Origin of the sequence: Blastococcus sp. TML/C7B, from assembly GCF_016612845.1 — a bacterium.
In the GTDB taxonomy this organism is placed as follows: domain Bacteria; phylum Actinomycetota; class Actinomycetes; order Mycobacteriales; family Geodermatophilaceae; genus Blastococcus.
In genome coordinates, this window is the sequence record NZ_JAEOAA010000002.1 from 552555 (window position 1) to 563954 (window position 11400).

Annotated in this window: 11 protein-coding genes; 7 read left to right on the plus strand and 4 right to left on the minus strand. The window is 74.4% G+C overall.

Annotated elements, in window-relative coordinates:
* The first annotated feature begins 12 nt into the window (after positions 1-12).
* Together JKP76_RS15545 and JKP76_RS15550 are read left to right on the plus strand one after the other, a co-directional pair.
* Positions 13-834, plus strand: a complete 822-nt coding sequence (locus tag JKP76_RS15545; protein WP_200491815.1) for a hypothetical protein — start codon at positions 13-15, stop codon at positions 832-834.
* Between the two features lie 174 nt (positions 835-1008).
* Positions 1009-2283, plus strand: a complete 1275-nt coding sequence (locus JKP76_RS15550) for a S1C family serine protease (protein ID WP_200491816.1) — start codon at positions 1009-1011, stop codon at positions 2281-2283.
* A gap of 15 nt (positions 2284-2298) precedes the next feature.
* Here the strand turns inward: JKP76_RS15550 and JKP76_RS23575 are convergent, their stop codons facing one another.
* Positions 2299-2817, minus strand: a complete 519-nt coding sequence (locus JKP76_RS23575) for a nuclease-related domain-containing protein (protein ID WP_200491817.1) — start codon at positions 2815-2817, stop codon at positions 2299-2301.
* Positions 2818-3663: 846 nt separating this feature from the next.
* On the opposite strand from JKP76_RS23575, the gene JKP76_RS15560 reads away from it, so the two are divergent.
* Entirely contained in the window at positions 3664-4443 is a 780-nt protein-coding gene (locus tag JKP76_RS15560) for a sulfite exporter TauE/SafE family protein (protein WP_200491818.1), read from the plus strand.
* Positions 4440-5201: a sulfite exporter TauE/SafE family protein gene (locus JKP76_RS15565; protein WP_200491819.1), complete on the plus strand. Its 762-nt coding sequence runs from the start codon at positions 4440-4442 to the stop codon at positions 5199-5201. The genes JKP76_RS15560 and JKP76_RS15565 overlap by 4 nt, the downstream gene beginning before the upstream one ends.
* A gap of 66 nt (positions 5202-5267) precedes the next feature.
* On the opposite strand, the gene JKP76_RS15570 is transcribed toward JKP76_RS15565, so the two are convergent.
* A complete protein-coding gene (locus JKP76_RS15570) occupies positions 5268-5888 on the minus strand; it encodes a hypothetical protein (RefSeq protein WP_200491820.1) in 621 nt (206 codons plus the stop codon).
* A gap of 118 nt (positions 5889-6006) precedes the next feature.
* Between JKP76_RS15570 and JKP76_RS15575 the strand changes: the two genes are divergently transcribed.
* The gene (locus tag JKP76_RS15575) at positions 6007-6486 is read left to right on the plus strand and encodes a GNAT family N-acetyltransferase (RefSeq protein ID WP_200491821.1); all 480 of its coding nucleotides are present in this window, start codon (positions 6007-6009) and stop codon (positions 6484-6486) included.
* 9 nt (positions 6487-6495) lie between these two features.
* Here JKP76_RS15575 and JKP76_RS15580 read toward each other — a convergent pair whose 3' ends face one another.
* Together JKP76_RS15580 and JKP76_RS22665 are read right to left on the minus strand one after the other, a co-directional pair.
* Positions 6496-8919, minus strand: a complete 2424-nt coding sequence (locus JKP76_RS15580) for an LLM class flavin-dependent oxidoreductase (protein WP_309233010.1) — start codon at positions 8917-8919, stop codon at positions 6496-6498.
* The gene (locus JKP76_RS22665) at positions 8843-9157 is read right to left on the minus strand and encodes an LLM class flavin-dependent oxidoreductase (protein ID WP_255522691.1); all 315 of its coding nucleotides are present in this window, start codon (positions 9155-9157) and stop codon (positions 8843-8845) included. The genes JKP76_RS15580 and JKP76_RS22665 overlap by 77 nt, the downstream gene beginning before the upstream one ends.
* A gap of 66 nt (positions 9158-9223) precedes the next feature.
* On the opposite strand from JKP76_RS22665, the gene JKP76_RS15590 reads away from it, so the two are divergent.
* Both JKP76_RS15590 and JKP76_RS15595 read left to right on the plus strand, forming a co-directional pair.
* Positions 9224-9850 carry a maleylpyruvate isomerase family mycothiol-dependent enzyme gene (locus JKP76_RS15590; protein ID WP_200491823.1) on the plus strand — a complete coding sequence of 209 codons (627 nt, stop codon included), beginning with the start codon at positions 9224-9226 and terminating at the stop codon, positions 9848-9850.
* 49 nt (positions 9851-9899) lie between these two features.
* Complete coding sequence (locus tag JKP76_RS15595; protein ID WP_200491824.1) at positions 9900-11390, plus strand: HNH endonuclease signature motif containing protein; 1491 nt, start codon at positions 9900-9902, stop codon at positions 11388-11390.
* The last annotated feature ends 10 nt before the right edge of the window (positions 11391-11400 follow it).

The window sequence follows — 11400 nt, forward strand, 5'->3', positions numbered from 1 at the left end:
GCCGCCACGTGCGTGCTCGTCCTCGCCGGGTGCACCGGCGAGCCCGAGGAGATCGTGCGGACGAGCGGACCGCTCGCCGTCGGCTTCGAGATCGAGCCGGGCTCTGGTCTGGTCGGGGCGGTGTTCCCCACCTTCGACGAGGGGCTGCACGCCTTCCTCCGGGTGGACGACGACCTGCCGGAGGTCTTCGCGGCCTACGCGCGGCAGGCCGAGGAGCTCGGCTTTCCGGTGGCGCCGCCCGCGTGGTGGCCGGACGGCGAGTGGTGCAACGACGACCCCGAGCTGTGGAACAGCTCCGTCACCGAGGACACGGCGTTCGCCGTCGAGTGCTCGGCGTACGGCTCCAGCATCAGCGAGAGGAACGGACCGCCCTACTGGTCCATGAGCCTGCGCGGCCTCGCCGAGGCGGACGGCGGCGGGTACCTGGAGATCTCGGGCGGCAGCTACTCCGGCGAGCCGGTCTCCCGCCCGCCCGTCGAGGACGGCCCGGTCGCCGAGGTCACGGACGACGACGTCGCTCCCGAGGACCTCGCGGTGTACGAGGACGACCAGCTCCGCATCGTCGCAGGCAGCGAGCTGGTCTTCGACCCGTTCCCCGCCACCTGCGCGACCGGCGGCTGGGTCGCGGTGCTGCGGGTCACCGGCGACCTGCTCCCGGTCATGCGTGGGTACGCCGAGCAGATCGACGCGATGCGTGCCTTCACCACTGAGGGGCTGGTCGGGGACGCCGAGCAGCCGAGCGTCTCTTCATGGGCCGCCGGCGGGGGCGACCTGTCCGTCGTCGGCCAGGCCGGCGACCCCGCGCACATCCTCATCAGCCGCTGCAACGACTGACCCGCCGCTCGCGATCGTCGTCGTCCCGGGTGCCGTGGGTCGGCTCGGCCGCCGGGGCGGAAGCCCTTGTCGCGCCCGTACGGCGGGCGGATCCTGCGTCGATGAGGCGGTTTTCCCGGCCACGTGCACCTGCCCGGAGCGGCACAGGCGGCACCCGGGAGACGCCGTCTGCCGTTGCTGGGGGGTCTGCTGCTTGCCGGCGTCATGCTCGTCACCGGGTGCGGGCCCCAGGCCGGGTTGTCCGCGACTCCGGAGTCCAGCTCGGCACCGTCGACCGGCTCGTCGTCCCCCGCGTCGACCACGGCCGCGCCGGCGACGACGACCGCGGCAGCACCGTCACCCGAGACCCCGACCGCAGCCACCACCACCGCCGCCTTCGAGGACGTGGTCCAGGAGGTGATCTCCGGCGTGGTCCGCTTCGAGGTGGCCACGTGTGACGGCGGTGGGATCGGGTCGGGCTTCGTGGTGGCTCCGCACCACGTGCTCACCGTCGCGCACGTCGTCGACGGGGGCGAGGTCCTGCGTGTCGTCCAGGGCACGACCGCGACCGCTGCTCACGTGGCCGGAATCGACCAGGCCGCGGACGTGGCTCTCGTGGAGACGGTGGCCCCCCTGGAGGGGCACTTCTTCGAGATCGCCTCCGAGCCGCCTCGGGTCACCGACCGGATCGCCGTGCTCGGCTTCCCCGAGGGCGCACCGCTCACGGTCACGCAGGGAACGGTCAACGGCCTGGACCGCAAGGCCGTCATCGAGGGGATCGCCCGGCACAGCCTCATCGAGCACGACGCCGCCAGCACCGGGGGAAGCAGCGGCGGCCCGGTCATCAACACAGAGGGCGACGTCATCGGGCTGCACGACGCAGGGCCGACGAACGGCCGGGAAGGCGGCAACTGGGCCGTGTCGGGTCGCCTGGCGCAGGACCGGGTCGATGCATGGCTCGACACGCCGCAGCCGGTCCCACCCGTCGAGTGCCCCGACGCCGCGGGCCCCGGTGGTGCCACGGTGCCCGAAGCCGCACTCGATGCCGCGACCGCTGGGCACGTGGCCTCCACCCTGGAGGTCTACTTCCGGGCCATCAACAACGGGGACTTCACGACCGCCTTCGCCCAGCGCACGGCGCAGGACGACAGCTTCGAACGCTTCCGCGATGCGGTGCTGACCAGCCAGGACCACGGCTTCGTCGTCCAGGAGGCACGGCGCTCGGCGGACGAGGTCGTCGTCTGGCTCACCTTCACCAGCGAGCAGGAGGCCGGTGCCGGGCCGCGCGATCGCCCCGACGAGACCTGCACGGAGTGGTCCCTCGATTACACATTCCACGAGGTGAACGGCCTGTGGCTCATCGCCGGCTCGGCACCGCACGGGGGCGGCTCCGGCAGCGCGCCGTGCGGGGAGGACGGCGCGATGCCGTCCCCGACCGGTGCACCGGCTGAGGATCCCGACGGCGACTGAACCGCCCGGGGCCGGTCACGGCTCGACCGGCGTGGCTCCTGCTGCGGGCGGGAAGGCCCACGCGAGCAGGTCCGCCATCTCGGAGCCCCGGCAGTCGGTGAGGGGTCCGGTCCGGCCGAGCACCCAGGTGACGGTGTCCGGCGTCGTGAGCAGCACCTCCGTGGCGAACTGGACCCGCGTGGGCCGGGCTGTGCCGGTCAGGCAGAGCACCGACCGCACCGGGACGGCGATCCCGAGCTGACGCAGCGCGGCCGCGACCTCACCCGCTTGGCGCCGCACACCCTCCACGAGCCGGTCCTGGTTCCAGCCGCTGATGCGGAAGGTGCCGCCGGCCAGGGAGAACGAGCCGCTGAGGTTCTTGGCGTCGACGACGTAGACGGCGTCGGCGGCGACGACGAGGTGGTCGATGTTCGCCCGGGAGCCGGGCCGGAGCCGGCGGTCGTGCAGCACCGGCAGTCCGGTGGCGTCCAGTGCCGCGCCGACCGCGTGCTCGCCTCGGGCGCCCTTGATCCAGTCGTCCTCGGCGCCCGTCACACGCGGGTGCCTGTGTCCCCCAGCCCGGGACCGGGGCACGACCGGCACCTGGCTCGGCGCGGGCACCGCGCCCTGCCAGGAGCGCGTGCTCGGACCGCTGCGCGTCCAGCGCGAGCGAACTGCCGCGATCGGCCAGGCGGCCACCGAGATCCAGGAGAGGAGCCCCGCGGGGAAGCCGATCGCGATGGAGGCAGCCTGTCCGGTGGGGCCGGCCGAATGGAGCGTCGAGGCCACCACGAGGACAACCAGGCTGACCAGCGACAGCCGCCCCCACCGGAGCTTCCTACCGCTCGGTCCCACGGCGTCGGGTGCTGCATCCGGCCAGGCGCCGGGGGCTGGTGCTGCGTTCGGGGGCACCGCGTACGGCGCCGGAGCGTAGGGCGGGAGCGCGACGACCGGCTCCGATCGCATGCGGCGCATCGCCTCCCGCTCCGCCGATGCCCCTGCCCGTCCGACGGCGAGACCACGCCCGCACGCGAGGCACAGCCAGTGCCGAGCGCCTCCGGACCGGCTGACACGCCACGAGCGCGTGCTCACCGCGAGAGGGCTGCCGCACCCGTGGCAGCCCGACGGGGCGGTCATCACTGTCGGAGTCAGCATGGGGTGCATCCAGACGAGTCTTCGGTACCGGACCGGCTCGGTTCAGGTTCGAGGCGGCCGCCTCACCCCACGGAGGGTGGTTCGCCACCCGCGGCCCCCCGACGTTCCCGCGGGAACGTCACCGGTGATCACCACGCGTCCGAGGCGGTGCCGGCGACGCCCGGGACCGCCGTGGGTGTGAGGTGATCAACGGGCCGGCGGCAGCGGAGCCCCCCGCACCCGTGACAGGCTCGCCGGGATGCACGCATGAGCGGGTGGGAGATGGTCGCGGTCCTGGCGGCGGGGCTGGCGGCCGGCGGGATCAACGCCGTCGTCGGTTCGGGCACCCTGGTCTCCTTCCCCGTCCTGCTCGCCGTCGGCATCCCGCCGGTGCCGGCCACGATCAGCAACTCGCTAGGGCTCATCGCGGGTAACGCCTCGGGCGCCTTCGGCTACCGGCGCGAGCTGCGCGGTCAACGCCGCCGGCTGCTCACCCTGCTGCCCGCGTCGGTCCTCGGCGGGCTGACCGGTGCCTTCCTGCTGCTGCACTTGCCGGCGTCGACGTTCGAGGCGGTCGTCCCGGTGCTCATCGGGCTCGCCGTCACCCTGGTCGCCGTCCAGCCGCTGGTGCAGCGCGCCCTCAAGCGCCGGCGGTCAGCGGGCGAGGAGGAGCAGCGCGTCGGCCTCGGCCGCACGGCCGCGCTGTTCGGCGGCGCGTACCTGACCGGCACCTACGGCGGCTACTTCGCGGCCAGCCAGGGCGTGCTGCAGATCGGCATCTTCGGCCTGCTCCTGCGCGAGTCGCTCCAGCGGCTCAACGCGCTGAAGAACGTGCTCACCCTCGCGGTCAACACCGTCGCGGCCGGCGCGTACGTCGTCGTCGCCACCGACCGGGTGGACTGGGCGGCGGCGGGGCTGCTGGCCGTCGGCTCGCTGATCGGCGGCTACGTCAGCTCCCGCTACGGCCGGAAGCTCCCCGAACCGGTGCTGCGGACGGCGATCGTCGCCCTCGGCCTGGTCGCGATCGCAGTGCTGCTGAACCGATGACGCCCCTGGAGTTCGGCTTCCTCGTGCTCGCCGGCATCGGCGCAGGCCTGACCGGCAGCATCGCGGGCCTCGCCTCGCTGGTCAGCTACCCGGCGCTGCTGGCCACCGGCATCCCCCCGGTCACCGCCAACGTCACCAACACCGTCGCCCTGGTGCTCAACGCGGTCGGCTCGGTCAGCGCCTCACGCCCCGAGCTGCGCGGGCAGGGCCGTCGGCTGCGGCCGCTGCTGGTCGCCGCCGTCCTCGGCGGTGCCACCGGCATGGCGCTGCTGCTGCTCACCCCGACCGAGGCGTTCGAGCGGATCGTCCCGTGGCTGATCGCCGGCGCCTCCGCGGCGATCCTCGTGCAGCGCCCGCCGCGCGAGCTGGCCGCCGAGGGCGCCCAGCACCCCGCGCGCGATCCGCGGTGGCTGCCGCTGGGCACCTTCGCCGTCTGCATCTACGGCGGCTACTTCGGGGCGGCCGCCGGCGTGCTGCTCCTGGCGATGTACCTGCTGAGCACCGGCGAGGGCCTCCCCCGCGGCAACGCCATGAAGAACGTCGTCCTCGGCGTGGCCAACGGCGTCGCCGCGATCGGGTTCGTGGTGCTCGCCGACGTCGCGTGGTCGGCGGCGTTGCCCCTGGCGCTGGGCTTCCTCGCCGGCGGCCGGATCGGCCCCGGCGTGGTCCGGCGCGCGCCGCAGGGCGTCCTGCGCACGGTCATCGCCGTCGCCGGGCTCGGCCTCGCCGTCCACCTGGGCATCCAGGCCTACTCCTAGGCCCGGGTGTGCGCGCCGCGGGGTCCCGGGGTCAGGGGGACCCCGCGGGCGCACGCTCGGGACGGGTCAGCCCTGCCCCACCCAGGCGGCCAGGACCAGGACGACGACGCTGGCCAGCATCAGCAGCCGCGCCGGCGTCAGGCCGTTCACCAGGCCGGCGGTCGCCTCCACCCACTGCGGGCGGACGACGGCGTCGCGGGCCTGCTGCCGCACGATGCGCACCTCGTCGGCGAGCAGCGTGCCCGCGGTGCCGAGCATGCCGAGCCCGAGCACCACGAACACGACCGAGAGGCGCTGGTCGTAGCTCTCCGCCGATCCGCCGAGCACCGCGGCGACGATCCCGCCCAGCACCAGGCCGAGCAGCCCGCCGGCGACCGGCGCCCAGGGGCCCATCACCGTCAGCGGTCCGCGGCGCGGCATCCGCGGAGCCGGGCGCACGGTGACCGGCGCGGTCGGGTGCGCACCCGGCGCGGGCTCGGCCGCCTCGGGCGACGCCGGTTCCGCAGCCGGTTCGCCCACCGCGGCGGTCGCGCCGACGGCGGGCGCAGGGGCGGTCGCCGGGGGCTCGGGGGCCGCGCCGGTCGTCGGTGCCGCACCGGTCTTCGGGGCCTTGCCACCCCGTGGGCGGATCACCGGGATCTCGGCCGTGCCGGGTCCGGTGGGCGTGCTTCCGTTGCGTTCACTCATGACTGATCACCTCGCGCGCCACGCTAGGCGCAGCCGTCCCACCGGTCCGGGAGAACGCCCCGGCGGAGCGGTGACGCACAGTGATGCCGCGCCGGGCAGGTCGGGGCAGACTGCGGAGGTGCTCAGCATCCGGCCCGCCGTGACCGCCGACGGCCCGCGCCTGGTCGAACTCGACCGGGCGACCTGGTCCCCGGAGAACGCCGTCGCGCCGCTCCGGGACGACGCCGCCGACTTCTTCGAGCGCCGCCCGCCGGACGACGTCCTGGTCGCGGAGGACGACGGCGCGGTCGTCGGCTACACCCAGTTCGGCCGCCCCACGCCGCTGGCCTCCAACGAGCACGTGCTGCACATCCAGGGCCTGGCGGTCGCCCCCTCCGCGCGGCGGCAGGGCGTCGCACGGCAGCTGCTCGAAGCCGCCGCCGCGGAGGCCGCCCGGCGCGGCATCCGCAAGCTCGGCCTGCGCGTCCTCGGCGGGAACACCGCGGCCCGGACGCTCTACGAGTCGGCCGGCTTCGTCGTCGAGGGCGTGCTGCGCGAGGAGTTCTGGCTCGACGGTCGCTACGTCGACGACGTCCTCATGGCCCGCCGGCTGACCTGACCGGTCGGCTCAGACCAGCCGGCGGCTGTCCTGCGCGACCACCCGCAGCCACCGGTAGCCGTAGCCGTCCAGCTGCAGCTCCACCGACCCGTCGTCCCCCACCCCGGTCTGGCCGGGCTGCAGCAGGTCGACCAGGCGGTGGCTGGAGTCGCAGTCCGCCAGTCGCAGCGGCACGGTCCGCGGCTCGGGGCTCAGGTTGTGCAGCGCCACCAGCGCGCCGTCGTCCCAGCTGCAGAGGTGGGCCAGCACCTCGGGGCACGGGTGCTCGAGCACCGAGAAGCCGCCCCAGCCGAGCTCGGGTGACTCCCGGTACCGCCGGATCAGCAGCTTCATGAACGACAGCAGCGAGTCCGGGTCGTTGCGCTGGTCGGCGACGTTCACGTACTCGGGCGAGAAGCCGCCGGTGACCACCGGCCCGGGCAGCTTCCGCGGCGCGGCCGGCGAGAAGCCGCCGTTGCGCCCCGCCGTCCACTGCATGGGCGTGCGGACGGCGAGCCGGCCCTCGGCGTCGAGGTCCTCCCCCATCCCGATCTCCTCGCCGTAGAACAGCACCGGCGTCCCGGGCAGCGAGAACAGCAGGCTGTAGACCATGCGCACCCGCCGCGGGTCGCCGTCCAGCATCGGTGGGAGCCGGCGCCGCAGCCCCCGCCCGTACACCTGCATCGACTCCTCGGGACCGAACGCGGCGAACACCTCGGCGCGCTCGTCGTCGGTCAGCTTGTCCAGGGTCAGCTCGTCGTGGTTGCGCACGAAGGTGGCCCACTGCGAGTCGGGGTGCAGCTCCGGCCGCGCCTGCAACGCGGCGGCGATCGGGCCGGCGTCGCCGCGGGCCAGCGCCAGGTACAGCGCCTGCATGCCGAGGAAGTCGAACTGCATGGTCAGCTCGTCGCCGTCGGTGCCGCCGAAGAACTGCAGCTGCTCCTCGTAGGGCAGGTTCACCTCGCCCAGCAGCACCCCGCTGCCCGAACGCCGGCCGACCACCGAGCGCAGGTCGCGCAGGTAGGAGTGCGGGTCGGGCAGCGCATCCTCGTCGGCGCCCGCGGTCTCCAGGAAGAAGGGGACGGCGTCGACGCGGAAGCCCGCGAGGCCCACCTGCAGCCAGAAGCCCATGATCTTCGCGACCTCGTCCCGCACCTTCGGATTCGTCACGTCCAGGTCGGGCTGCTCCTTGTAGAACTTGTGCAGGTACCACTCGCCGGTCTTCTCCGACAGCGTCCAGATGCTGTCCTCCTGGTCGGGGAAGACGACCTGGTCGGAGGTGTCCGGCGGCGGGTCGGAGCGCCACACGTAGAAGTCGCGGTACGGCGAGTCCTTCGAGGACTCCGCCGACCGGAACCAGGGGTGCTTGCGCGAGGTGTGGTTGACGACGAGGTCGGCGATCACCCGCATGCCGCGGTCGTTCGCCGTCCGGATCACCTCGACGAGGTCGCCGTGGGTGCCGAGCCGCGGGTCGACGCCGTAGAAGTCGGTGATGTCGTAGCCGTCGTCGCGCTCGGCGGTCGGGTAGAAGGGCATCAGCCACAGGCAGGTGACGCCGAGGTCGGCGAGGTGGTCGATGCGCTGGGCCAGCCCCTCGAAGTCGCCGATCCCGTCGCCGTTCCAGTCCATGAACGTCTCGACGTCCAGGCAGTAGACGACGGCGTTCTTCCACCACAGGTCGCTGGTGTCGGTGATCCTCATGCCCGCACCGCCGCGACCGGGCCGGCGGCGGTGACGCCGAGCTGCGGGAGCACCTTCTCGCCGAAGGCGTCGAGGAAGGGCCGCTGCTCCTTGCCGACGTGGTGCAGGTAGATCTCGTCGAAGCCCAGGTCGAGGTACTCCTGCAGCCAGGCGGCGTGCTGCCCCAGGTCCGCCGACACCCGGACCGAGTCGGTGACCCCTTCCGGCCGGACGTGCGCGCTGGCCTGCTCGAACGCCTCCGGGCTGTCGAGGTCCCAGCACAGCGGAGGCGGGAAGGACGTTGCTGCGCCACTGGTCGTGGGCGATGCCCAGCGCCCGGTCCGGGTCGGGGTCCCAGGAGACGTGCACCTGGATGATCAGCTTCCCCTGGCCGCCGGCGTCCCGGTAGGCGGCGATCATCTCGCGCAGGTGGTCGTGCGGCTGGTTGATGGTCACCAGCCCGTCGGCCCAGTCCGCGCCGTTGCGGGCGGTGGCCACGCTGACCGCCGGGGCGATGAGCGCGGGCTGGATCTCGGGGAGCGTGTAGACCCGCGCCCGGTCGACGGTGACCGACCCGTCGTGGCTGACCTCCTCGCCGGCCAGCAGCGCCCGGATGACGGCGACGCACTCGCGCAGCCGGGCGTCGCGCAGCTCCTTGCGCGGCCACGGATCGCCGGTGACGTGCTCGTTCATCGCCTCACCGCTGCCCAGCGCCACCCAGAACCGGCCGGGGAACATCGCGCCCAGCGTCGCGATCGCCTGCGCGACGATCACCGGGTGGTAGCGCTGCCCGGGGGGCGTTCACCGCCCCGAACGGCAGCGACGTCGTCGCCATCGCCGCGCCCAGCCACGACCAGGCGAACCCCGACTCCCCCTGCCGGGGGTTCCAGGGCGTGAGGTGGTCGGAGCACATGGCTGCGGTGAACCCCACCTCCTCGGCGTGCTGCACCGCCTCCAGCAGCCGTGCGGGGTGGACCTGCTCGTGCGAGTTGTGGAACCCGATGACCGGCATCCGCGGCGACTACCCGCCGCGCGCGGATCCGAGACGTGCGCGCGGAACCCGGTGCATGGTGGCCGGGTGGACACGTTCGCCGAGATCGCCGACGAGCGCCGCGCCCTGGCCGCGCAGCTGTCCGGGTTGACCCCTGAGCAGCAGGCGGCGCAGAGCCTGTGCGGCGAGTGGAGCGTGCACGAGGTGGTCGGGCACCTGGTCGTGCCGCTGGAGGTCGGCGTCCCGCGCTTCCTGCGCGCGATGATCGCCGCACGGGGCAACTTCGACCGGGCGAACGTGCGGCTGGCCCGCGAGCAGGCGCGCCGACCTTTCGACGAGCTGCTCGGGGTGCTGCGCGACAAGGCGGAGTCGCGCTTCACGCCGCCGGGCTCGGGTCCCGAGGCCCCCCTCACCGACGTCCTGGTGCACGGCCTGGACATCCGGTGGCCGCTCGGGTTGGCGCGCGAGATCCCCCCGCACCGACTGCGCACGTCGCTCACCTGGCTGGTCGCCGGGGCCGTCGACGGCCTGGTGCCGAAGGGCGCCCTGGCGGGGCTGCGCGTCGAGGCCGACGACCTGGACTGGGCCCTCGGCGAGGGACCGGTGGTACGCGGCCCGGCCGACGCGCTGCTGCTCGGGGTCACCGGGCGCACCGCCGCGCTCGGTTCCCTGAGCGGGGACGGCGTGCCGGCGCTGCGGTCGCGGCTGGGCTGACCTCCCCGCGAGCGCCGGAACTGTCGTACCCCGCTCGTAGCGTGTGGGTGTGCCTCGGATCTCCGGCTCCTCGACCGTCGAGGGCGTGCTGATCGACTGGTCGCTCGACCAGCCGGTCCGGAACGGGCGGCTGCCCGTCGGGGTGCTGTCCAAGCGGCAGGTCGCCGAGGAGCTGCGCCGGCAGGACCGCCGCAGGGCGATGGACGCCGGCTACGAGGCCGAGCTGATCCTGCGGATGGCGGAGCTGACCTCCGACGAGGACGACCCGCCGGTGGGGACGCCCGGCGCACGCACCCCCGGGTGGGGCGCGGCTCGGGACCGGGACGGCGTGAGCGAGTTCTTCACCGGGGAGCTGGCGCTCGTGCTCAACCGCGGGCGGGGCACCGCGAGCCACCGCCACGCGCGGGCCCTGGCCTGGCAGGACAACCTGCCGGCCACGCTCGCCGCCCTGCACCGCGGCGAGCTCGACGAGGCCCGGGCCGCGGCGTTGGCCGACGTGCTCGGCGGCGCCGACCCGGAGCTGGCGCGCACCATCGAGGCGCGGCTGCTGCCCGGGGCGGTGGAACTGTCCGTGGCCCGGCTCCGCGCCCGCGCCCTCGAGCTGCTGCTCGAGCTGGACGCGGCCGCCGCCGACACCCGCCGGGAGGAGGCGGCCGAGTCCTCCGACGTCTTCCTCCAGCCCGGCGCCGACGGCCGGGCCACCCTGGGCGCGGAGCTGGACGCCGACGAGGCGGCCGAGGCCTACGCCGTGATCGACCAGCTGGCCCGGCTGGCGAAGGCCGACGGCGACGAGCGGCCGATCGCGCGGATCCGCACCGAGCTGTTCTCCCTGCTGCTGCGCCGACCCGGTGGCGCCGACCAGCCCGACGTCACCGCGCACCTGACCATCACGGCCACCCTGGACGGGCTGGGCGGCACCACGACCGAGGCCGGGTCGGTGAACGGACTGGTCATCACCGCCGCCCACGTGCGGGCGCTGCTCGCCCGGATCGCCGCGCTCGGCCTGCAGGCACCGGCCCGCGGCAGCCTCACCTTTGCGCTCACCGACGAGACCGGCCGCTTGCTGGCCACGACGACGGTGGCCGAGCTCCTCCGGGTGGCGACGCGCGGGTGCACCGAGCACCCCGGCGGCGACTGCGGCTGCCCCGCGCTCACCCCACCCGCGGCCACCGACCGGTACGCCCGCACCACCGGCCAGGAGCGCTTCGTCTCCACCCGCGACCGCACCTGCCGGATGCCCAACTGCGGGCAGCGCGTGGGCTGGACCGATCTGGACCACGTCGTGCCGCACGCCCAGGGCAGCTCGACCGGCTGCGCCAACCTCTGCTGCCTGTGCCGCTCCCACCACCGGCTCAAAACCTTCGCCCGCGGCTGGGTCTTCCGCATGGAGGACGACGGCACCCTGCACGTCACCACGCCCAGCGGGGTCACCCGCACCACCCGGCCACCCGGGCTGCGCCGGCCACCACCCGAACCACCACCCGAACCGCCCCCGCCGTCCCCGTCGCCGTTGCCGGACGACGACCCACCGCCCTTCTAGGGCCGCGCGG

Coding starts and splice junctions, on each gene's coding strand:
- JKP76_RS15560 (WP_200491818.1), top strand. CDS start 3,664: ATGAGCGGGTGGGAGATGGTCGCGGTCCTGGCGGCGGGGCTGGCGGCC.
- JKP76_RS15565 (WP_200491819.1), top strand. CDS start 4,440: ATGACGCCCCTGGAGTTCGGCTTCCTCGTGCTCGCCGGCATCGGCGCA.
- JKP76_RS15570 (WP_200491820.1), bottom strand. CDS start 5,888: ATGAGTGAACGCAACGGAAGCACGCCCACCGGACCCGGCACGGCCGAG.
- JKP76_RS22665 (WP_255522691.1), bottom strand. CDS start 9,157: ATGCCGGTCATCGGGTTCCACAACTCGCACGAGCAGGTCCACCCCGCA.